Below are 22,643 nucleotides of genomic sequence, written 5' to 3'. Positions count from 1 at the left end.
ACGGGCCGGGAGATCGCTCCCGGCCCGTTCCTTTCCTGGGTCTTGCTTATTCCGCCGCGAAGGGCGGCAGGCGCAGCACGTTGGTGTCGTTGCCCTTGGCGCTCTTGCGTTTGCCTTCCGGCTTTTCGATTGCGGTCAGGCGCTCCTCCAGCGAGTCGATCTCGCTTCGGTTCTCCCGAGTGACACGGGTGAGATCCTCGCGCGACAGCGGCAGCTCCTCCTCGTCCTTCCTGCCGACCAGGCGGCCGAAAGCCCAGCCGAGCAGGCGGGACAGGTCGTCCATGATCAAGAAGAAGGAGGGCACGACGACGAGCGAGAGCACAGTCGAGACGATGATGCCGCCGATCACCGCGATCGCCATCGGCGCGCGGAACGAGCCGCCTTCGCCGACACCAAGCGCGGAAGGCAGCATGCCCGCCGACATGGCGATCGAGGTCATGATGATCGGCCGGGCGCGCTTGCGGCCGGCTTCGACCATGGCCTCGACGCGCGGCATGCCCTGATGGCGCATCTCGATTGCGAAATCGACGAGCAGGATCGCGTTCTTGGTGACGACACCCATCAGCATCAGGATGCCGATCATGACAGGCATCGACAGCGGATTGCTGGTGAGGATCAGGCCGGCTGCGACGCCGCCAATGGCGAGCGGCAGTGAGAACAGGATGGTGAAGGGCTGGATCACGTCCTTGAAGAGCAGGATCAGCACCGTCAGCACCAACAGCAGGCCCATCAACATGGCGTTGACGAAACTCTGCTGCATCTCGCTTTGCACCTTGGTGTCGCCGCTTTCGGCAAGGTGCACCGTGGCCGGGATATTGGCGTCGTTGACGATCTGACGGAAGCGGGCCGAAGCCGTGTCGAGTGCTACGCCCTGCGGCAGGTCGGAACCGATCGAGACGACGCGGTAGCGGTTGTTGCGCTTGATCGAGCTTACGCCTTCCGAATAGTCGATATTGGCGACGCTCGCGAGCGGAACGGTGCCGCCGCTGGCGGTCTGGATCTTCAATGTCCGGATGGCCGCGAGATCGCGACGCATGTCGAGTGCGGCCTGGACGCGGATCGGGATCTGGCGATCGTCGAGCGAGATCTTGGCAAGGGCGGCATCGACATCGCCGATGGTGGCGACGCGGATCGTCTCGGAGATCTGCTGCGGCGTAATGCCGAGGCGGGCCGCCTCATCCATGCGCGGGTGAACCTGCAGTTCCGGACGGGGAAGGGAGCCGTCGGCGCTGACATTGGCAAGCAGCGGATCGGCGCGCAGCTTGGATTCCAGAATACCGACGGCGTCGTTCAGGTCCTTGTCGTTCTTGGAAAGGAAGTTGAAGGAGAGGTCGCGTTCGCCGCGGTCATTGAGCTTCAGGATCCGGACGTCGGGAATATCACGCAGCTTGGCGAAGACTTCCTTTTCGATATCCCACTGCGGGCGTTCACGGCCGTGGACCTCCACCTTCGGCAGTTTCGGGCCAATGACGGGGATACGGCCGATCACGTCGTTGACCATCTTCTTGACCAGCGATTGGTCGAGCTTGTCGAGTGCCAGCGTGATGGTCGCACGGCGCAGTTCGAGATCGCCCTTCGGCGATGCGCCACCGAGGACGAAGACGCTATCGACGCCGTAGATGTCCTTGACCCTGTCATAGATCGCATCCGTCGTCTTCTCGGTGTCGTCAAGGCGTGCATTGGGCGGCAGCTCGACGGAGAGAACGATGCGTGAGGCATCTTCCGGCGGCAGGAAGCTGCCGGGAACCTGCATCAGCAACAAAACGGAGCCGACCAGGAAAGCGAACGCGACAATCAGCGTCGCATAACGCGTGTACCAGCGTCCGGTGGTGCCACGTATGAGACGGGTGTATCCCCGCATCAGCAGGCCATCATTGTCGTGATGGTCTTCCATGGCGTCTTCGGCGCGCATCAGATAAGCGGCCATCATCGGGGTGATCAGTCGCGCGACCATCAGCGAGAAGAAGACGGAGAAGGCGACGGTCAGACCGAACTGGATGAAGTACTGGCCCGGGATGCCCGGCATGAAGGAAACGGGCACGAAAACGGCGATGATGGTGAAAGTGGTGGCGATGACGGCAAGGCCGATTTCATCAGCCGCCTCGATCGCCGCTCGATAGGGCGTCTTGCCCATCTTGATGTGGCGGGCGATGTTTTCGATTTCGACGATCGCATCGTCGACAAGGATACCGGTGGCGAGCGTCAGAGCGAGGAAGCTGACGAGGTTCAGGGAGAAGCCCATCATGTCCATGATCCAGAAGGTCGGGATCGCGGACAAGGGTAGGGCGATTGCCGAAATCAGCGTCGCGCGCCAGTTCCTCAGGAACAGGAAGACGACGATGACGGCGAGCAGCGCGCCTTCGAGGAGCGTATGGATGGCGGCCTCGTAGTTGCCGTAGGTGAAATAGACCGAATCGTCGATCAGTTCGATCTTCACATTCGGATTTTCGGTCCGCACCTTGTCGAGGTTCTGCGCCACGGTTTCGGCGACGCTGACCTCGCTGGCGCCCTTGGAGCGGAAAACGCCGAAGGTAACGACTGGCGTATCGTTGAAGCGCGAGAAGGATTTCGGCTCCTCATAGGTGTCCTTGATGACGCCGAGATCGGATAGTTTGACGAAGCGGCCGTTCGGCAGGCCGATCGTCGTGTTGGCGAGGTCGGCGACGTTGCGGGCGTCGCCGAGAACACGGATGGCCTGTTCGCTTCCCGCCACCTGGCCGCGGCCTGAGCCGAGGTCGATGTTGGTGCCGCGCAGCTGCTGGTTCACGCTCGCGGCGGTGATGCCGTAGGCATTGAGCTTGTCAGGGGTAAGTTCGATGCGCACTTCGCGCTCGGCGCCGCCGTAACGGTCGACACGGCCGATGCCGGCCTGGCCCTGCAGCGAACGCTTGATCGTATCGTCGACGAACCACGAAAGTTCTTCCAGCGACATGGCAGGCGAGGAAACGGCGAAGGTCTGGATCGCCTGTCCCTCGACATCGACCTTGGAGACGATTGGTGCTTCGGCCGTAGTCGGCAGATCGCTGCGGATGCGGTCGATCGCATCCTTGGTGTCCTGCACGGCTTGTTCGGTCGGCACTTCCATCCGGAACATGACGACGGTCTGCGAGCTACCGTCGGTCACCGTCGACTGGATTTCGTCGATGCCGGTGATGGAGGCCACCGCGTCTTCGATCTCCTTCGTCACCTGCATTTCGAGCTCGGCCGGCGAAGCGCCGCTCTGCGTCACGTTGATCGAAACGAGCGGCACGTCGATGTTCGGAAAACGCGTGATCGGCAGCGCGTTGAAGGACTGCATGCCGATGAACACCAACAGGCAGAAGGCCAGCAGTGGTGCAATGGGATTTCGGATGGACCAGGCTGAAAAATTCATCGGATGGTCTCTTTAGTTGGAAGCCGGGGGCTGTTCACGCACCGGCGTGATGTGGTCGCCGTCGCGAACGTAAGCGCCCGCCTTGGCCACGACCTCGTCGCCGGTCTTCAATCCATCGATGACCTCGACATAGGCGCCGTCCTGGATGCCGGTCTCGATCTTGGCGAATTTCACCACGCCGTCCTCGACCTTGCGGGCGGAGGAGCCTTCGTTGCCGGTGAGTACAGCGGTCAGGGGAAGCGCTACGCCTTCAGTCTCGCGCACGGTGATCTCGGCGCTGCCATACATGCCTGAACGCGCCTTGCTGTCATCATCGATGGAGATATGGACGAGGCCAAGGCGGGTGACCGGATCGACGGTCGGCGAAACCAGGCGTACGGCGCCGGAAAGCTTCTCACGGCTGCCGGAAAGCGAAATCGTCGCCTTTTGGCCGGCCATGATCCTGACGACATCGCTTTCAGCGACCTCAGCGACAAGCTCGATATCACCGTCGCGGATGATGGTGAACAGCGGATCGCCGTTGCCGGCGGCAATGGCGCCGACCTTGGCGTTCTTCGCCGAGACCGTGCCGGCGACCGGCGTCTTCACGTCGGTGCGCGCCAGCTTCAAATCCGCATCGGCGATCTGGCTGTCGAAGACCTTGAGATCCGCTTCGGAGACCTCGATCGCCTGTTCGGCGGAGACGACGCGGGCATTGGCTGCGGCGGCGGTCGCATCGGCCTGTTCGACCTGGGCGGTGGAAACCGTGCCCTTCTTGACCATTTCCTGGGCGCGGGCCTGCTGCTGCCTTGCCTGTTCGGCATTGGCCTGCGCCTCGATGAGCTGGGCGCGCAGCTGGGCGAGGCTTGCCTCGCCCTTGGCCTTCGTCGCCATCATCTGGCTCTTTTCCAGGACCACTGCGTCATCGTTGAGCGTCGCCAACGTGCTTTCGGCCTGAACCTTGTCGCCGATATCGGCTTTCAGCGTGCGGATCGAGAGGCCTTCGACCTGCGGCTGGATATAGACTTCTTCGACGGGCTTGACCGTTCCGGTGCCGATGACACGGTCGACGAGGGTGCGGTTCACCGCAGTGGTGACGACGATCGCCGGCAGGTTCTGCTGCGGTTTTGCGACCGGCGCTTCCTGCGAAAATGCGGTGGATGCAGCAAGTGCCGCTGCAAAAAGAGTAGAGGCGCCTAGAATTCCAGTCGGCTTGCGTACCATGCGTCTTCGTCCAATCTTATGATAAGGTTGGCCGAACTCGAGCGTCTGCCACTCAGCGCGCGATCAGGCCACTGCCCTTCCTGCATTCTCAGAGGTATCCGCCGATCCTTTGCCGCCTTCATCCCTCGCCGGCAAATTCGGCTTGTAGGTGGTATCGATTTGCTCGATCTACAAGTCCGGCAGAAAACAATTCCCCATTAGGCAATAATAATTACCATTCCGACGTCAATCAATCACCGCAAGGTTATGTCAACATTACGAAGATTGATCGCGCCTCATCCCTAAGACGTTTGACGCCCGAAAAATGCGACAGTTGCAAGGCATTTTTTTCGGTTGCTGGATGCAGATGATGTAGGCCGACTGACCGGAAATCTGAATCAGCATCCAAATCAAATAGATAGAGAATGTCGTCCGAATACCGCGGACAGTTTTTGCCATCATGCTCCAGAAAATGACGAAACGCGCGGAAATCTCCCGCGCGTTTCGCTTCGCAATCCTGCCGAAACTACTTGGAAGCGGCGTCGGTGATATCGTGCGTCCAGGCGCCCGACGGCTCCTTGCTTATGATCTTCTGGTCGAGCAGCGCCTTTGCCGTGCGGGCATAGAGCGCCTCGTCCAGCTTGCCGGAGCTGTCGCCGACCAGCTTGGCGACTTCGCCCATCATGCGCTTCTGATGGTTGTCGTCCTGGCCGCCATTATCCATGACGATCTCGGCGGCTTCGTCGGGATTCTCGGTGGCATATTTCCAGCCCTTCATCGATGCGCGGACGAACTTGACCATCTTCTCCTTGAAGGCCGGATCTTTCAGCTTGTCTTCCATCGCATAGAGGCCGTCTTCAAGAAGGTCGTTGCCCATTTCCGTGTAGTTGAAGACCGTCAGTTCTTCCGGCTTGAAGCCGGCATCGATCGCCTGCCAATATTCGTTATAGGTCATGACAGAGATGCAGTCGGCCTGCTTCTGGACAAGCGGCTGCACATCGAAGCTCTGCTTCAACACGGTGACGCCGTTCGGACCGCCTTCTGTGGACAGGCCGAGCTTGTTCATCCAGGCGAAGAAGGGATACTCGTTGCCGAAGAACCAGACGCCGAGCGTGTGGCCCTTGAAGTCGGCTTCGGTCTTGATCGGGCCGTCCTTGCGGCAGACCATTTCCAGGCCCGCCTTCTGATAGGGCTGGGCGATGTTGACGAGCGGAACGCCCTTTTCGCGGGCAACCAGGGCACCGCCCATCCAGTCTACGATGACATCGGCGCCGCCGCCGGCGATCACCTGCTCGGGGGCGATATCAGGGCCGCCCGGCTTGATGTCGACGTCGAGGCCTTCCTCCTTATAGAAGCCCTTTTCCTTGGCGACGTAATAACCGCCGAACTGGCTCTGCGTGACCCATTTCAGCTGCAGCACCACCTTGTCGGCGGCCATCGCATGGGCCGATGCAAGCGACATCGCGCTCGCCATCATTGCAACCATCAACTTTCTCATTTTCTTATCCTTACCCTCTGAAGTTATGCCCGGACCCGTTTCTGGAGCCCGTGCGCGCCTAGCCACCACGGATAGACGGATGCCAGAACGTCACCGCCCGTTCGGTCAGGGCGATGATGCCATAGAAGATCGAGCCGGCCAGCGCCGCGACGGCGATTTCCGCCCAGACCATGTCGACATTCATGCGGCCGATCTCGGTGGAGATACGGAAGCCCATGCCGACGATCGGCGTCCCGAAGAATTCCGCAACGATGGCACCAATCAGCGCCAGCGTCGAGTTGATCTTCAGTGCGTTGAATATGAAGGGCATTGCCGCCGGAAGCCTGAGCTTCAGCAGCGTCTGCCAATAGCCGGAGGCATAGGTGCGCATCAGGTCACGCTCCATGCTGCCGGAGGCGGCAAGGCCGGCTACGGTATTCACCAGCATCGGGAAGAAGGTCATGATGATGACGACGGCGGCCTTCGACGGCCAGTCGAAGCCGAACCACATGACCATGACAGGGGCGACGCCGATGATCGGCAGGGCCGAAACCATGTTGCCGATCGGCAGAAGGCCGCGGCGCAGGAAGGCGATGCGGTCGGCCAGCACCGCTACGACGAAGCCACTGAGGCAGCCGGCGATATAACCGATCAGCACTGCCTTGAAGATCGTCTGCCTGACGTCCGCGCCGAGGATCGGCAGCGATGCCATGAACCGCGCGCCGATGGCGCTCGGCGGCGGCAGCAGGATGAAGGGAACGCCGGCGCCACGCGTGACCGCCTCCCAGAGAATGAGGATCCAGGCGCCGAAAATCGCCGGAATCAGAAGCTGGAGCGCCGACTTGCCGGAAGTAGTGACGGGCTGCAGTTTCGACAGCTCGGTGACGCATCGCCAGGCAAGCAGCCAGCAGGCGAAGAGCAGCAAGAAGAAAGCCCGCGTCGCCGTGCCCTCGTTGCCGGAAAGAGCGGAAAGCAGCATCCAGGCGGCGCCATGCGCGCCGATAAACAGCACGGTGGCACGATAGGCCGGCGGCTGCGGCGCTAGAGACAGCAGGGCAGCCGCGATGACGATGATGAAAATGAGGCTTGCCGTGTCGTCAGTGAGGGGGCGCGCCGCGCCCTCGCCCAGAAGCGGCAAGGCCGTCAGTGCCCCGATGCAGAGGAGGAGGGCGACCATGGCTTGCCAGGAGAAGGTCAGATGTCTCATGCCGGCCTCCCGCCCATGGCGCGGTCGACGATCTTCGCCGCGACGCCGACAATCGCAACCAGGATGCCCGCCAGCAGCGATCCGGCGACGAGGGCGGCCCAGATATCGATGGTCTGGCTGTAATAGGAGCCGGCGAGCAGCTTCGAGCCGATACCGGCGACGGCACCCGTCGGCAGCTCGCCGACGATGGCGCCGACGAGGCTGGCGGCGATCGCGACCTTCATCGAGGTGAAGAGGAAAGGGATCGAGGCTGGAACACGCAGCTTCCAGAAAGTCTGCATCGGGCTGGCATAATAGGTGCGCATCAGGTCGAGATGCATGATCTCAGGTGAACGCAACCCTTTCACCATGCCGACGGCGACCGGAAAGAAGGAGAGGTAGGTGGAGATCAGCGCCTTCGACACGAGCCGGGAGGCGTCGGAATCGAGATTGAGGAGATGTGCAACGGCATTGTCGCCGGTCAGCACGTTATAGGAGATGATCACGATCATCGGCGCGATGGCGAGGATCGGTATGGTCTGGCTCGCCACCAGCCACGGCATCAGCGAGCGGTCCATGGCGCGGTTATGGACGATCAGCACGGCGAGAAGGATGCCGAGCAGCATGCCGAAGCCGAAGCCGAGCAGGGTGGAGGAGAGCGTTACCCAGCTGTGATAGACGAGGCTGCGATTGCTCGAAAGGCTGCGCAGGAAGGTGTTCTCGTAGACGTTCTGCGCCACCTGATGCGGCGCCGGCAGGATCGGCTTCGGCTGCGCCAGAGTCTTGCCGATGAATTCGAGGGTCGTAGGTGTAACGCCGGCGCGGCCGTCCATGTCGCGCTGGAACGGCGCGTTCATGAGGATGGCGGCGATATACCAGATGACGACGAGCGCCAGCAGGATTGTGGTGACGGGGACGATCTTGTCCTTGAAGGTGTCGGGTTTCACAGCGACTGCCCCCATTGGTTGGCGTCGAACGCGCAGCCACCCCCCTCTGCCCTGCCGGGCATCTCCCCCACAAGGGGGGAGATCGGCAGGAGGGTAGCGCCTCGCTCCGTGTTAGCTCTGCAGCGAACGGAACGGCGATCCTTGTTTGGGGAAGCCGGTGCAGCATATCGATCTCCCCCCTTGTGGGGGAGATGCCCGGTAGGGCAGAGGGGGGTGGCCCCAGGGCGCACGCTCCCGCTCCTCATGCGTGCCCCGTCCTCAACCCTTCGCGGACGCGGTGGGCAATCTCCAGGAACTCGGGGGTTTCGCGGATGTCGAGCGGGCGTTCGGCCGGCAGGGTCGAGTCGATCACATCGGTCACGCGGCCCGGGCGTGGAGACATGACCACGATCTTGGTCGAGAGGTAGACCGCCTCGGGGATGGAATGAGTGACGAAGCAGATCGTCTTGTTGGTGCGGGTCCAGAGTTTCAGCAGCTCTTCGTTCAGATGGTCGCGGACGATCTCGTCCAGGGCGCCGAAGGGCTCGTCCATCAGCAGCAGGTCGGCGTCGAAGGCGAGCGCTCGGGCGATCGAGGCGCGCTGCTGCATGCCGCCGGATAGCTGCCAGGGGAATTTCTTCTCGAAGCCCGAAAGACTGACGAGATCGAGCGCTTCGGCGATGCGCCGCGTCCGGTCAGCGCCGGAATACCCCATGATCTCCAAGGGCAGGGCGATGTTGTTTTCGATGGTGCGCCAGGGATAGAGCGCCGGCGCCTGGAAGACATAGCCGTAGGCGCGGGCCTTGCGCGCCTCCTCCGGTGTCATGCCGTTAATCGAGATCTCGCCCGAGGTGCTCTTCTCGAGATCGGCGATGACACGCAGGAAAGTGGTCTTGCCGCAGCCCGACGGGCCGATGAAAGAGACGAAATCGCCCTTGCGGACATCGAGATTGACATTGCTCAGTGCGCTCACCGGGCCATCGTTGGCCTGGTAGGTGAGACAGAGATCCTTGGCGGATACGACGGAGGGTGCTTGCATCAATGCGACCAGTCTTGTTTTCGCCGCGGGAACGCGGTTTGCGTGCTATTATTACCGCCGGTTTTATCGACGACACACTCCATGGAGGATGAGGATGGACGTGACATCAAAGCCCACCTGCCATATCGTTCGCCCCAATCATGCCTATGACGGCAAGCAGGGGCTGAGCTATTTCGCAGGCATCGCCGCCGAAACGGTCGGCGCCAAGGGCATCTGCATGCATCTGTTGACGATCCCGCCCGGCGTGCGCGCCAAGGCGCATCTGCACGAGGCGCACGAGACGGCGATCTACATGCTCTCCGGCGAGGCGCATACCTGGTACGGAGACGAACTGGAACATCACGTCATCGTCCATGCCGGCGAACTTTTCTATATCCCGGCGGGTGTGCCACACCTGCCGGCGAACCTCAGCAGCACGCCGTGCACGGCGATCATCGCGCGCACCGATCCGAACGAGCAGGAAAGCGTCGTGCTTCTGCCGGAGTTGGACGCTTTGGTGCCGGCGTGAGGTCATTGGCATAGAGGCAGCGGTCCTCGGTTGATGGCCGTATCGTCATACGCCATCGTCATACGCCGCTTGCCGGAATGCCGCTACGCGTCACCTTGCGCGGTGCAGTGATATCCTTCCACTGGGAAAGCGCCTTGCTGACAGCCGTGACCGGCTCGCGCCTGACGAATTCGCCGTGACCCTCGCGGGTCTTGATCGCACCTTCCTCGATCGCGACGACGCCGCGCGTCAGCGTATAGCGCGGCAGGCCGGTCACTTCCTTGCCTTCGAAGACGTTGTAGTCGATCGCCGACTGCTGGGCCTTGGACGAAATGGTCTTGGAACGTTTGGGGTCCCAGACGACGATGTCGGCATCGGCGCCGACAAGGATCGCGCCCTTCTTCGGATAGATGTTGAGGATCTTGGCGATGTTGGTCGAGGTGACGGCGACGAATTCGTTCATCGTCAGCCGGCCGGTGTTGACGCCATGCGTCCAGAGCATCGGCATGCGGTCTTCGAGGCCGCCGGTGCCGTTCGGGATCTTGGTGAAATCACCGACGCCGAAACGCTTCTGCGCCGTGGTGAAGGCGCAATGGTCGGTGGCGACCACCTGCAGCGAGCCGGAGGCAAGGCCTGCCCAGAGTGAATCCTGATGCTGCTTGTTGCGGAAGGGCGGCGACATCACCCGGCGGGCGGCATGATCCCAGTCGGGATTTGAATATTCGCTCTCGTCGAGCGTCAGGTGCTGGATCAGTGGTTCGCCATAGACACGCATGCCTTTGGCGCGGGCGCGGCGGATCGCCTCGTGCGCCTGTTCGCAGGAGGTATGGACGATATAGACCGGGCAGCCGGCCATGTCGGCGATCATGATGGCGCGGTTGGTGGCCTCACCTTCCACTTCGGCGGGCCGGGAATAGGCATGCGCCTCGGGGCCGTTATTGCCCTCGGCCAGCAGCTTTGACGACATCGAGGCGACGACGTCGCCGTTTTCAGCGTGCACCAGCGGCAGGGCGCCGAGTTCGGCGCAGCGCTGGAACGAGGCGAACATCTCGTCATCGTCGACCATCAGCGCGCCCTTGTAGGCCATGAAGTGCTTGAAGGTGTTGATGCCCTTGTCGCGGACGATGGTCTCCATCTCCTTGAAGACCTGCTCGCTCCACCAGGTGACCGCCATGTGGAAGGAATAATCGCAGTTGGCGCGAGTCGATTTGTTGTCCCACATGGTCAGCGCCTCGAGCAGCGACTGGCCGGGGGCGGGCAGAGCGAAATCGACCACCATCGTCGTGCCGCCGGAAAGGGCGGCGCGCGTGCCGCTTTCGAAATCGTCGGAGGAATAAGTACCCATGAAGGGCATTTCGAGGTGGGTGTGCGGATCGATACCGCCGGGCATTACATAACAGCCGGTCGCATCCAGCGTCTCGTCGCCCGAGAGGTTCGGACCAATCTCGATGATCTTGCCGCCGTCGATTTTCACGTCAGCCTTATAGGTCAGGTCGGCGGTGACGATGGTGCCATTCTTGATGACTGTGGTCATGATCATATCCTCAATCGTAAAACGCTAAAGCCAGGACTGCGCCGCGGCCCTTTTCAGTGCGGCGCCAATTCACGAACGCTGCGCATTCCATCAGGTCGACCCACTGTTGCGGCGCTGCATCCTTGAAATGCAGATAGTTGTTGATCCGAACGGTCAGAGCTTTTCCTGGCTCGATGGTCAGTTTCGACATCCCAGCATCGGGGTCGTCGAGACAGCTCATACAGTCGATCCAGGCGTCCATGTTGCGACCGTAGAAGTCAGGAAAGCCGAACGTCTCGGCGAAGCTGTCATGAAATTTATCATGCCCGACCAGTCGAGTGCCATCCATGACGACCACCGCTTCGGTTGCGCTCACACCACGATCTCCGCCGTTTCCACCACGGCATGAAATAGCACATCGGCTCCCGCCATCGCCCATTCCTTGGAGATCTCTTCCGCCTCATTGTGCGAGAGCCCGCCGACGCAGGGGCACATGACCATCGTTGCCGGTGCGACCTTGGCGGCCCAGCAGGCGTCGTGGCCGGCGCCGGAGATGATGTTCATGTGGCTGTAGCCGAGTCGCTCGGCGGCATCGCGCACCGACGTGACCAGTTCCGGATCGAAGGTGATCGGCTCGAAGTGGCCGATCGCCTCGATGGAACAGCCGACGCCGAGTGCGTCGGTGATCTCAGGCGCCTTCGCCTCGATCTTTGCCCGCATACGGTCGAGCTTCTCCTTGTCGGGCGAGCGGATGTCGACGGTGAATACCACCTTGCCCGGCAGGACGTTGCGGGAATTCGGCGAGAAGAACACCTGTCCGACGCCGCCGACGGCGCCCGGCTGTTCGCCCATCGCCACGCCCTGGACCATTTCCAGGATGCGGGCCATGGCAAGGCCGGCATTGACACGCAGGTTCATCGGCGTCGAGCCGGTATGGGCTTCCTTGCCGATCAGCGTGAATTCCAGCCACCAGAGGCCCTGGCAATGGGTGACGACGCCGATCTGCTTTTCCTCGGCTTCGAGGATCGGTCCCTGCTCGATGTGATATTCGAAATAGGCGTGCATCTTGCGGGCGCCGACCTCTTCGTCGCCGACCCAACCGATACGCTTCAATTCGTCGCCGAATAAATTGCCCTCGGGGTCCCTGCGATTATAGGCAAAGTCCAGGCTGTGCACGCCGGCGAAGACGCCTGACGCCAGCATGGCGGGGGCAAAACGCGCGCCTTCCTCATTCGTCCAATTGGTCACGACGATCGGATGTTTGGTCTTGATGCCGAGATCGTTCATGGTGCGCACGACTTCGAGAGCCGCAAGTACGCCGAGCACACCGTCATATTTGCCGCCGGTCGGCTGGGTGTCGAGATGTGAGCCGACATAGACGGGCAAGGCATCGGGATCGGTGCCGGGGCGGGTGGCGAACATCGTGCCCATGCGGTCGACGCCCATGGTCAAACCGGCATCGTCGCACCATGTCTTGAAGAGGCTGCGCCCTTGCGCATCGGCATCCGTCAGCGTCTGGCGATTGTTGCCGCCTGCTATGCCGGGGCCGATCTTCGCCATGTCCATGAGACTGTCCCAGAGACGGTCGCCATTGACGCGCATGTTCTCGCCTGGTGCTGCCACCATTTTGTATGCCCTCACCTGTTTGCGGCAGTCATGCAAGGGGCATGCCTGCCTGTTCCCGTGGTCCGTTCCTGCGCCCCCTTATTGGTTTTGTCGAGCGCCGGAAAATCGCCAGTTGCCTTTGTTTTACATCTGACGGATAATTTGACCGATTGGTAAACATTACAACTTCCACCGCCGGGCTCAAGACGAAAATCACGAAAATCGCCGATAAAAATGCGGGTAGTTGCTCAAGGAAGCGGCGAGGGTCGTCCCCAACCAAAACTTGAGCGAAGAAGTTGAATTTCAAGGGGAAACGACAGCCTGTGACCATACCGAGAGCAGCGAAAACCCTGAGGCGGACGCGAATCCAGGAAGAGAAGGAAGAGCAGATCCTGGAAGCCGCGCTCGATGTGTTTTCGGCAAGCGGCTTTCGCGGTTCGACCATCGACCAGATTGCCGAAGTGGCCGGCATGTCGAAACCCAACCTGCTCTATTATTTCCGCACCAAGGAAGCCATGCACCGGGCGCTGATCGACCGGGTGCTCTACACCTGGCTGGAGCCGCTGCGGGCCTTCGACGCCGAAGGCAATCCGGAGGCGGAAATCCGCAGCTACATCCGCCGCAAGCTGGAGATGGCACGCGATTTTCCCCGCGAGAGCCGGCTTTTCGCCAACGAGGTGCTGCAGGGCGCGCCGCATATCGAGGACGAGCTGAAGGGACCGCTGAAGGAATTGGTCGACGAGAAGGCGGAGGTCATCCGCACCTGGGCGAAGTCAGGCAAGATCGTCAAATGCGATCCCTATCACCTGATCTTCTCCATCTGGTCGACGACGCAGCATTACGCGGATTTCGACGTCCAGGTGCGCGCGGTGCTGGGGCAGGAACATTCGGGCGAAGGGCGTTTCGAGGATGCGGCGCGGTTTCTGGAACAGCTCTTCATCGGCGGGCTGCGACCGGATCCTCTCGGAGGGTGAGGGTTTTACCCGCTCCTGCGAAGCTGTACCCGGGCAAGAATATCCGTCACGCCTTCCATCGTATAAGGCTTCTGCAGCACGGGTGCATCCGAGTGGCTGTTTGCCTGGGCGATGCCTTCCCCATACCCCGTGGCAAAAACGAAGGGCACGCCATCAACTGCCAGCCGGTCGGCAATCCCGAAACTCGTCTCATCGCCAAGATTGACATCGAGAAGCGCCAGATCGAAGGACTGGCCGGCCAGGATTTCCATCGCCTCAGTGACACTTGGTGCCGTTGCGACGTCGGCGCCCAGGCGGCGCAGGATATCCTCCCCATCCATGGCGATGATCAGATTGTTTTCCACCAGCAGCACGTTCAGGCCGGAAAGCGGTTGATCGTCGGGATTGGTCTTGGGTTCGGTTGCTCCGATCGGAACCGGATTTGACCGTTCGCTGGTCGGGCCGACGACATGTCGCGCCGGAATGCAGAAATCGGCCTCGAGCCCATCCCTGAGGTAGCGGACCTCCGCCTTGCCGCCGAGGTCATAGGGGATCGAGCGGCGGATGATCGTCGAACCGAAGCCATGGCGGGTGGGTTCGATGACGGGCGGACCATGCTTTTCGCGCCAGCCAATGCGCAGATTGCCCTCGTCGTCGCGGTGCCAGCCAAGTTGGACCGTGCCGCTGCCGGTGCCGGAAAGGCTGCCATATTTGGCGCTGTTGGTCATCAGCTCGTGGAAGACAAGGGCGGCGGTGGAAAAGGCGTGCGGTTCCAGCAGTACATCCTCGCCGCCCATCTGGATGCGTTGCGCATTTTTCCCGAGATAGGCGGCGGTCTCTGCCAGCAGCAATTGCCGGAGCGAAGCAGGCGCCCAGTGATCGCGGGTGATCTGGTCATGGGCGCGGGCGAGCGACTGGATGCGGCCCTCGAGCTGGCGGATGTAGTCGCCAAGGCCGACCGACGTTGCCTGCGACTGCCGGATGATACCGGTGATAAGGCTCAATATGTTGCGGACGCGGTGGTTCAGCTCGGCAATCAGCAGTTCCTGGCGCTCGTTTGCCGTCTGGCGCGCCATACTGACCTCGTCGGTGAGGCGCAACACCACCTCGATCAATGTGACGCGGATCGTTTCGGCGACACGGCGCTCGGCCTCGGTGAAGGGGAGGGAGCGGCCGCGCACCAGTTCCGACCAGGCTTCGAAACTCTTGCGCGGCGTCAGCCGCGGGCCATTCGGACCGTATTCCACCGGCTTGTACGGATCGCCGCCCCAGCGAACTGTGCGCACCAATTCCTGACGGAAAAGCACCACATAATCGCGCGGCGAACGCGAGATCGGAATGGCGAGCATGCCTGCTACAGCATCGTCGACCTCAAGATCCAGATAGGTTTCCGCGAGCCTGTCCACGGCATAGATGCGGCCGGCGGCGTTGCGGTTGAGGTGGCGGACGAGGGCTGCGAAGCCTCTCTCATTCGGCCCGTTACCGGCAAGTGCCAGCCGGCCGTTGATCCAGACGCCGATCCCGTCGGCAGGAATGGCGTCGGCGAGCGCCTCGATCAGCCAGGCCGGATCGTCGAGCAGGCTCGCATTGTCTGCGACGGAGGTGAGAAGCCGGTCGGCAATGCGGCGCGCCTTGGTCTCGTAGTCGAGAGCCAGTCGCCGTTCGCGGCTTTCAAGGCGCGACGCAAACATCTGGCCGAAGAGTTCGGCAGTGGAGCGGCTTTGGGCCGAAGGCAGACGCGGGCCGTAGTGATGGCAGGCAAACAGGCCCCAGAGCCTACCGTCGACAACGATCGATATGGAGAGCGAAGCGCCAACGCCCATGTTTTTCAAATATTCGATGTGGATCGGCGAGACCGAACGCAAGACCGACATGGAGAGGTCGAGCGGCCGGCCGTGCTCATCGAGCGGCGGCAGGATCGGGACCGGGACGGCGTCGACATCAGCAATGATACGGAACAGGTTGCGCTGATAAAGCGCGCGCGCCTGTACCGGAATGTCGGAAGCCGGATAGTGCAGCCCGAGGAACGATCCGATGCCGGCCCGGGCGGCTTCCGCCACGACTTCGCCGGAACCGCTTTCGTCGAAACGATAGACCATGACCCGATCGAAACCGGTAAGCGCCCGCGCTTGTCTTGCACCCTCACGGAAGAAAGCTTCCAGTGTTTCCGTGTGATCGAGGCGGGACATCATGCTGCGCATCGAGAGTGACGCGGCGTCGTGCCTGTCTTCCTGGCAGCGCTCGCCTTCGATGATGACCTGACCTCCGTTCAGGTGCACGGCAAGGTCGAACCTGTTTTGATCGGACGTCAGAGCAATGCCGAAAATGCGCTCGACGACGTCCGAACCGCGCAACGTGGTAAGCTTGTTGCGGATTGTGTGGAGTGCTTCGGGTGTAATCAGAGAGAGAACAGGACGGCCGATCGCGTTGGCCTCTGTCACTCCGATAAACTCCGCCAGATTTGCGGAGGCGCGCATGACAATCCAGTCTGAGGATGCGGCCAATAGAAAGCCGAAGGGCTGGACGGAGCCGAGCTGGTGGATCGGCTCACGGTCGCAATTGGTGAGATCGACCGGTTCGTGCGTGCCGTTCATGGGACGGCTTCCAATTCGACTTGCCCCGCTTTGAGGAAGAGATCGAAGACATCGCGGGCTGCGGCGACAGCCGCACCCGGATCGTCCACCTCGCTCGCGTCGAGACGATCCATGAAAAGCCGTATGGCGCCCTTCGGGCCCTGCGGGCTCAGATAGCTGCTGGGCAAGTGGTCGGGCACGGCCTTGGCGAGCAGCGCGCCGCCGAGCTTGGAGCCTTCAAGGACATAGGCGGCGCCCCAGACCGCTGCTTCGCAGCGCAATACCGGTTGCGGCAGCAGCACCGGCAATCGATCATCGAGTTCCCGGATGTCGGCAGCCAATAGATGCGCCCGCCTTCGTTCCGGCCAGTCCGGCAGCAGACGGCCGATTCCTCCATTCTCAAGCGCATGTTCGACTGATGGTACGACCCGGGCATGCGCGCGCAAGAAAGCCTTGTAATCCTGGATGCGTGAGAGGTCGAAACTGCCGAAGAGAGTGTCCACCGCGGTGTGGCAATCTGCAGTTTGTGCGCGGAGGGCGCTGCGAAGTGACATGCTGGCGTTTTTCCGAGTGATATGGCGGCCGCCCACAACGGACGGTGAATGAGCGGATATACTGCGGTATCGCGTTATTTCCAGAGAAAGCCGAAGAATAACATGGGTTTCTCGTCGCTCGCAGGCGCGGCGAGCGCTTCAGCCCATCATTGCCGGCAGTCTGGCGGCGAGCGTATCGATCGCGAGCCGCACCTTCGGCAGCATGACCGGGGAGCGCAGCCACACGGCATGGGCATCGAAGACATTGGCCGGTTCCTGCTTCAATACCTGAATGAGCCGGCCTGCCAGCACCTCCTCGCGGACCAGCCAGCATGGCAGCCAGGCAAGACCGCGCCCAGCGACGGCCGCATCGGAAATCGAAGCGAGGTCGTCGAGCCGTAGTCGCGCCTTTGGCACCAGCCGCCGTCCGGGATCGGCTGCGGTCGGAAAGATCCAACCCTTGTCGTCATCGCCCCGCCTGTAGACGATGCCTTCATGCTGGGGAATATCGAAGACTGTCTGCGGCGCGCCATGTTTTTCCAGATAGGCGGGCGATGCGCAGACGGTCATTCGCTGGCGGGCGATCGCGCGGGCCATCAGATCCGGATTGTCCTTCAACGGCCCGTTGCGAATGACAAGATCGAAGCCGTCTTCGAGCAGGTCGACGATACGGTCGTTGAAGGAAAGGTCGAGTTCGAGGTTCGGATGTTCATCGAGCAGGCGTGCCAGGGTCGGCGCGATGCAGTGGCGGCCGAAAAGCACGGGCATCGAGATGCGCAGCCGGCCGCGCACGTCACGCCGGCCGGATTCCAGCATGGCTTCCCCGAGGCGGATTTCCTCGACCGCCCGCAGGCAGCGCTCGTAGAAGAAGCGGCCTTCCTCGGTAAGGCTCTGCATGCGTGTCGTGCGGTTGAAGAGGCGCACGCCGAGACGCTGCTCCAGACGTGCGATCGTCTTGCCGACCGCCGAACGCGTGAGATGGAGCCGCTCGGCGGCAGCCGAAAAGCCACCTGCCTCGACGGCTTCGACAAAGATCGAGATACCCTTCAGCCGTTCCATTTGTTTCCTCTTTGGAACCATTCTGGAGAATTAATATCGCAACTGGTGCGAAATATTCAACGATATCCTTGTCCTCCCTGCAATGAACAAGGAGCAAGACAATGCAGCCGACACGGCAATGGCAGATCGACGCGGTTGGACCGGAGCGCCAGCTGACGATCGGCGAGCGGAGGCTCGAACCGGTTTCGGGAAACAGGGTTCTGGTCCGGACGGAAGCCGTCTCGCTCAATTTCCGCGACCGGCTGGTGCTGGAGAGCGGCATGGGGTTGCCGCTGCAATTTCCCTTCGTGCCTGCTTCCGATATGGCGGGGGTCGTCGAGGCAGTCGGACCCGAGGTCAGCCGTTTCAAGCCGGGCGATCGTGTCATCTCGACCTTTTCTCCCGACTGGATCGACGGACGCGGCTTGGGCGATGCGCGCACGCCACCTTACAAGACGCGCGGTGGCTTTTATCCCGGCGTCCTCTCCCAATACACCGTGCTTTCCGAGGAGTGGTATTCACGCGCGCCTGATACGCTCGATGCGGCGCAGGCGAGCACCTTGCCCTGTGCCGGGCTGACTGCCTGGTTCGCCCTGATCGAACGCGGCGGTCTGAAGGCCGGCGACAAGGTGCTGGTGCAAGGCACCGGCGGCGTGGCGCTCTTCGGTCTGCAGATCGCCAAGGCGCATGGCGCGGAGGTCTTCATCACATCAGGCAGCACCGAGAAGCTCGAGCGCGCCATTGCTCTCGGCGCCGATCACGCGATCAACCGCCATGAGGGTGACTGGGTGGAGCAACTCTATCAGTTGACCGGCGGCTATGGCGCCGATCACGTGCTCGAGATTGTCGGCGGCCCGCATCTCGGCCAGGCGCTGAAGGCGGTGGCGATCAATGGCCGCATTTCCGTGATCGGCGTGTTCGAAGGGTTCGAGGTTTCCGGCCCGGCCGGCCCGCTGCTGCTCAAGGCGCCGGTTGTGCAGGGCATATCCGTCGGCCATCGCCGTGCGCTGGAAGACCTCGTGCGGGCAATCGACCAGACCGGGCTGAAGCCTGTGATCGACAAGCGTTATGCCTTCGACGAATTCCCTGAGGCGCTCGATCATCTCTATCGCGGGCCCTTCGGCAAGGTGGTCGTCGAGTTCTGACGGCGGCGAATTTCCCGTCTCCCCGCAGTATAATTCTAAGGGGGAGACGGGGGCCGTTCAGGCGGCAGCGGGGACGCCCTGCTCGAAGGCGAAGCCTTCATCGGCCCAGCCGGTCATGCCGCCGATCAACAGCTTGGCCTGGAGGCCGAGACTGGCGAGGCGGAAGGCAGCCTTGTCGGCGCCGTTGCAGTGCGGGCCAGCGCAATAGACGACGAAGAGTGTATCGCTTGCCCATGTCGACATGCGGTGCGCCGTCATCTTGCCGTGCGGCAGGTTGATCGCTCCTGGAATATGGGACTCTGCGAAGAGCTGCGGCGAGCGCACGTCGAGGAGAACGAAATCGACTTTGCCGGCCACAAAGGTGGCATGCACGTCCGAGCAATCGGTTTCGAAAGCGAGCTTAGCGGCAAAGTGAGCGGCAGCGGCATCCGGAGCCGCAGCAGGTATTTGGGAAACGGGACTTGGCATCGGTCTTTCCTTTTTTCTGAAGTTGCCGCCTGGTATCGCCGATGCTAAAGCTGTGCGAAATTGGCCAACATGACCGACAGCGTAAAGATCATGCCAAACTCATCGCCGCAGCAGAGCAAAGGACCGCTGGTCGCCGCGCTTGCCTATGATGGGCTCTGCACCTTCGAATTCGGCATCGCCTACGAGGTCTTCGGCCTGCCACGCCCGGAGATGGGCGAAGGCTGGTATCGCTTCTCGGTCTGCGGCATCGAACCGGGTCCGCTTCGCGCTGCGGGAGGGCTGACGGTCGCAGTCGACAAGGGACTGGAAGTGCTTGACGAAGCGGACCTGATCGTCGTGCCCGGCTGGCGGTCGATCGATGCCGCCGTTCCCGAGCCGCTGGTTTCAGCGCTCAAGGCAGCGCATGAACGCGGCGCGCGGATCATGTCGCTTTGCTCGGGCGTTGCCGTTCTTGCCGGGTCGGGTCTGCTAACGAACCGCAGGGCGACGACGCATTGGCGTTATGTCGCCTCGATCGCCGCGCGCTATCCCGACATCACGCTCGATGCCGACGTTCTCTACATGGACGAGGGCAGCCTGCTGACGGCGGCGGGCAGTGCGGCCGGCATCGATCTCTGCCTGCATGTAGTGCGCGGCGATTTCGGTTCGGAAGCTGCAAACAGCGTGGCAAGACGCCTCGTCGTGCCGCCGCACCGCGAAGGCGGACAGGCGCAGTTCATTCACGCGCCGGTTCCCGAGGAACGCGAGGGCATCCGCTTGGGGCCGCTGATCGAATGGATGCGCGAAAGCCTTTCCGAGGAGCAGCCGATCAGCCTGCTTGCGAAAAGAGCGGGCATGAGCATGCGCACCTTTCAGCGGCGCTTCGAAGCGACGACGGGCCTCAGCGTCGGCGAATGGCTGTTGAAGGAGCGGCTGCGGCATGCCCGCGATCTGCTGGAGAAGGAACTTGCTGTTTCGCTCGATGACATCGCCGCCGCCAGCGGCTTTGGAACACTGGCGACGATGCGGCATCATTTCCGCAGGCGACTGGGGACGAGCCCCAATGCCTATCGGAAGTCATTCGGCGGTTAGAGCATCCCATGCTTGCATTTCCTTGCCATTTCACCTAAGTGGGCGCTCTCGATGTTTCTGGAAAGGGAGCGCCACGATGACGAATATCTCAGCACGCCCCGAGAGGGTTTCGGCTTAACTCGGCCGACGGGCCGATGAATGCCGGTTGAACATCGCCGTTTTGGCGATGAAAGACCACTCATATCCAGGTTCATTATCATGGGCAATTTCATTGGGAGCGAAAGCTCCCCGATGACGTCGTCGGCACATCCGGCGGTCATCAATCGTTTCTTTTCCGGTAGCGCCTGGATCGAAGGCGCCGCTTTAGACCAACTTGACGAAATGTCCCGCCTGCCGGGTGTTATGGAAATCGCCGCCTTTCCAGATCTGCACCCCGGAAAATATGGTGCGACTGGCGTGGCATTGTTGTCGTCCCGGCTGCACCCGCTGTTGATCGGCAATGATATCGGTTGCGGCATGTCGCTCTTCGGCCTGGATCTTCCGTTGCGCAAACTGAAGATCGACAGGGCGGCGGAACGGCTTCGCCGGTTTGAAACGCAGGCGATCGGAGATGCCGCGGAACTTCTCGCGGAGGCAGGTCTGTCCACCGATCTGACACCCGGTGCGCTTGGCACGATCGGCGGCGGCAATCATTTCTGCGAGTTGCAGGCTGTGGAGGATCTCGCCGAAGGCGGATCTGCCGAGGGACTCGATGATCAGGGGCTCTATCTGCTGGTTCATTCCGGTTCGCGCTCTCTTGGTGCCACCATATTCTCGGAGATGGTGGCCGCTCATTCGGGGCTCGCAGCCGGTCTTGCTTCCGGTTCTGAGGCCGGCACCGCCTGGCTTATGCGCCATGACCAGTGCGTTGCCTGGGCATCGTTGAACCGACGACTGATCGCAGAACGGGCGGCCGCAGCGCTTCATGTCGATCTGCGTCTCATCGCCGACGTGCCGCACAATCTCATTCGCCCGTCCGATCGTGGGTTTGTGCACTACAAGGGTGCGGCAGCGGTCGTATCGGGCAAACTTGCGCCGATTGCGGGATCTCGAGCGAGCCTCAGTTATGTGGTTCGTCCGAGCGCTGGCGTTGCCCGTTCGCTGGATGGCATCTCTCACGGGGCCGGTCGCAAATATGACCGCGCCACCATGCACGGGCGTGTCGGCCGCAATCGCTCCGAACGAGAACAGCTGTTGCGCAATTCCTGGGGCGGTATCGCCATCTGCGACGATCGCTCCCTTGTCGTCGAGGAGGCGGCATCCGCATACAAGGATGCCGGGCAGGTGGTGACCGATCTGGAAAATGAGAGCCTGGTCGTGAGGCTTGCCAGCTTTCGGCCGCTTGTCACCTTCAAGAAGGCGGTTGATGAAGCGGAAGTTGAGCAGCGCCGGCGAAAACCTGAATATCGCAGGGAAGGAGGACGTGGCCATGAGCGCTATTGATCTTCTCATTACCGCAGGCAACGGCCCGGTGGAATGCCGCATGGCGCTGGCGGCGCTTCTCGGCATTCTCGAGCGGGAGGCTGTACGGCTCGGGTGCTCTTTCGAAACCAATCTTGGCCCGATGCCGGATCAGCACGGTGCAAAGTCGGCAATCGTCAGCCTCAATGGTTTCGAGGCGGAGCAGATTGCCAATGACTATTGCGGGACGATCCGTTTTACCTTCAAGAGCCAGGTGCGTCCGGGTCACAAACGGCAGAACTGGTATGTCTCGGTTCAGCGTATCGATACAAAACCGGAAGGCGGCGAGGTGACGATTGATCCAGCCGACCTGCGTTTCGAGACGCTGAGAGCCGGCGGACCGGGCGGGCAGCACCAGAATACGACCGACAGTGCGGTTCGCGTCCTGCATCGGCCTACGGGTCTTGTCGCGACCGCGCGCGATGAGCGTTCCCAGCATCGCAACAAGGCCCTGGCGCTCCGGCGTCTGGAGGCAATGCTGCGCCATCTCGAAGTGGAGAAGCAGGAGGCGGCCAAATCCGGGCGCTTCATCGCCAACCGAACCATCGAGAGAGGCAACGAAGTCAAGAGTTTCAAGCTGTGATCCGCAATCGCATGGACTGACCACAAACAGCAAACGGCGTCCTTCCGCGAA

General features: G+C 61.8%; 19 protein-coding genes. 6 read left to right on the top strand and 13 right to left on the bottom strand.

The genetic code is table 11. The features are described 5' to 3' along the window. Window positions 1–46: 46 nt before the first annotated feature. From AC245Y_RS17115 to AC245Y_RS17090, 6 genes are all read right to left on the bottom strand, one after another. The gene (locus AC245Y_RS17115; RefSeq protein ID WP_017994962.1) at window positions 47–3,373 is read right to left on the bottom strand and encodes an efflux RND transporter permease subunit; all 3,327 of its coding nucleotides are present in this window, start codon (window positions 3,371–3,373) and stop codon (window positions 47–49) included. Window positions 3,374–3,385: 12 nt separating this feature from the next. Continuing rightward, entirely contained in the window at window positions 3,386–4,576 is a 1,191-nt protein-coding gene (locus AC245Y_RS17110; protein ID WP_012758676.1) for an efflux RND transporter periplasmic adaptor subunit, read from the bottom strand. 505 nt (window positions 4,577–5,081) lie between these two features. Beyond that, window positions 5,082–6,053: an ABC transporter substrate-binding protein gene (locus tag AC245Y_RS17105; protein ID WP_003561937.1), complete on the bottom strand. Its 972-nt coding sequence runs from the start codon at window positions 6,051–6,053 to the stop codon at window positions 5,082–5,084. A 58-nt stretch (window positions 6,054–6,111) separates the two neighbouring features. Then, window positions 6,112–7,239, bottom strand: a complete 1,128-nt coding sequence (locus AC245Y_RS17100; RefSeq protein ID WP_017994960.1) for an ABC transporter permease — start codon at window positions 7,237–7,239, stop codon at window positions 6,112–6,114. Then, on the bottom strand, window positions 7,236–8,165 hold the full coding sequence (locus AC245Y_RS17095) for an ABC transporter permease (protein WP_012758674.1): 930 nt from the start codon (window positions 8,163–8,165) through the stop codon (window positions 7,236–7,238). Before AC245Y_RS17095 ends, AC245Y_RS17100 begins: the two co-directional genes overlap by 4 nt. Before the next feature lie 241 nt (window positions 8,166–8,406). After that, window positions 8,407–9,183, bottom strand: a complete 777-nt coding sequence (locus AC245Y_RS17090) for an ABC transporter ATP-binding protein (RefSeq protein WP_020397631.1) — start codon at window positions 9,181–9,183, stop codon at window positions 8,407–8,409. A gap of 94 nt (window positions 9,184–9,277) precedes the next feature. Between AC245Y_RS17090 and AC245Y_RS17085 the strand changes: the two genes are divergently transcribed. Beyond that, window positions 9,278–9,691: a cupin domain-containing protein gene (locus AC245Y_RS17085; protein ID WP_012758672.1), complete on the top strand. Its 414-nt coding sequence runs from the start codon at window positions 9,278–9,280 to the stop codon at window positions 9,689–9,691. Between the two features lie 58 nt (window positions 9,692–9,749). Here AC245Y_RS17085 and hydA read toward each other — a convergent pair whose 3' ends face one another. The 3 genes from hydA to AC245Y_RS17070 are packed head-to-tail and all read right to left on the bottom strand — an operon-like array spanning window position 9,750 to window position 12,809. Continuing rightward, complete coding sequence (gene hydA, locus AC245Y_RS17080) at window positions 9,750–11,204, bottom strand: dihydropyrimidinase (protein ID WP_026157455.1); 1,455 nt, start codon at window positions 11,202–11,204, stop codon at window positions 9,750–9,752. 10 nt (window positions 11,205–11,214) lie between these two features. Further along, window positions 11,215–11,559: a barstar family protein gene (locus AC245Y_RS17075; RefSeq protein WP_012758670.1), complete on the bottom strand. Its 345-nt coding sequence runs from the start codon at window positions 11,557–11,559 to the stop codon at window positions 11,215–11,217. Next, window positions 11,556–12,809 carry a Zn-dependent hydrolase gene (locus AC245Y_RS17070; RefSeq protein ID WP_012758669.1) on the bottom strand — a complete coding sequence of 418 codons (1,254 nt, stop codon included), beginning with the start codon at window positions 12,807–12,809 and terminating at the stop codon, window positions 11,556–11,558. The genes AC245Y_RS17075 and AC245Y_RS17070 overlap by 4 nt, the downstream gene beginning before the upstream one ends. A 275-nt stretch (window positions 12,810–13,084) precedes the next feature. Here AC245Y_RS17070 and AC245Y_RS17065 point away from each other — a divergent pair, with 275 nt between their 5' ends. Further along, window positions 13,085–13,762, top strand: a complete 678-nt coding sequence (locus tag AC245Y_RS17065) for a TetR family transcriptional regulator C-terminal domain-containing protein (protein ID WP_012758668.1) — start codon at window positions 13,085–13,087, stop codon at window positions 13,760–13,762. Window positions 13,763–13,767: 5 nt separating this feature from the next. On the opposite strand, the gene AC245Y_RS17060 is transcribed toward AC245Y_RS17065, so the two are convergent. The 3 genes from AC245Y_RS17060 to AC245Y_RS17050 form a co-directional block, all read right to left on the bottom strand. Beyond that, window positions 13,768–16,335 carry an HWE histidine kinase domain-containing protein gene (locus tag AC245Y_RS17060; RefSeq protein ID WP_017994956.1) on the bottom strand — a complete coding sequence of 856 codons (2,568 nt, stop codon included), beginning with the start codon at window positions 16,333–16,335 and terminating at the stop codon, window positions 13,768–13,770. Continuing rightward, window positions 16,332–16,868, bottom strand: coding sequence for a biliverdin-producing heme oxygenase (locus tag AC245Y_RS17055; RefSeq protein ID WP_012758666.1), 537 nt, complete (start codon window positions 16,866–16,868; stop codon window positions 16,332–16,334). Before AC245Y_RS17055 ends, AC245Y_RS17060 begins: the two co-directional genes overlap by 4 nt. 138 nt (window positions 16,869–17,006) lie before the next feature. Continuing rightward, on the bottom strand, window positions 17,007–17,906 hold the full coding sequence (locus AC245Y_RS17050) for a LysR family transcriptional regulator (protein ID WP_017994954.1): 900 nt from the start codon (window positions 17,904–17,906) through the stop codon (window positions 17,007–17,009). A 101-nt stretch (window positions 17,907–18,007) separates the two neighbouring features. Here AC245Y_RS17050 and AC245Y_RS17045 point away from each other — a divergent pair, with 101 nt between their 5' ends. Further along, window positions 18,008–19,030 carry a zinc-dependent alcohol dehydrogenase family protein gene (locus AC245Y_RS17045; protein WP_017994953.1) on the top strand — a complete coding sequence of 341 codons (1,023 nt, stop codon included), beginning with the start codon at window positions 18,008–18,010 and terminating at the stop codon, window positions 19,028–19,030. Window positions 19,031–19,087: 57 nt separating this feature from the next. Here the strand turns inward: AC245Y_RS17045 and AC245Y_RS17040 are convergent, their stop codons facing one another. Beyond that, complete coding sequence (locus tag AC245Y_RS17040) at window positions 19,088–19,498, bottom strand: rhodanese-like domain-containing protein (RefSeq protein ID WP_017994952.1); 411 nt, start codon at window positions 19,496–19,498, stop codon at window positions 19,088–19,090. 69 nt (window positions 19,499–19,567) lie between these two features. Between AC245Y_RS17040 and ftrA the strand changes: the two genes are divergently transcribed. From ftrA to prfH, 3 genes are all read left to right on the top strand, one after another. Then, the gene (ftrA, locus tag AC245Y_RS17035; RefSeq protein WP_017994951.1) at window positions 19,568–20,569 is read left to right on the top strand and encodes a transcriptional regulator FtrA; all 1,002 of its coding nucleotides are present in this window, start codon (window positions 19,568–19,570) and stop codon (window positions 20,567–20,569) included. Window positions 20,570–20,800: 231 nt separating this feature from the next. Beyond that, on the top strand, window positions 20,801–21,991 hold the full coding sequence (locus AC245Y_RS17030) for an RNA ligase RtcB family protein (protein ID WP_032996693.1): 1,191 nt from the start codon (window positions 20,801–20,803) through the stop codon (window positions 21,989–21,991). Then, window positions 21,978–22,592, top strand: a complete 615-nt coding sequence (gene prfH / locus AC245Y_RS17025; protein ID WP_012758660.1) for a peptide chain release factor H — start codon at window positions 21,978–21,980, stop codon at window positions 22,590–22,592. The genes AC245Y_RS17030 and prfH overlap by 14 nt, the downstream gene beginning before the upstream one ends. Window positions 22,593–22,643 lie beyond the last annotated feature (51 nt).

This window comes from Rhizobium sp. SRDI943 (assembly GCF_057653695.1).
Note: the sequence above shows the minus strand (reverse complement) of the source record. Positions and strands in the feature narration are given on the sequence as shown.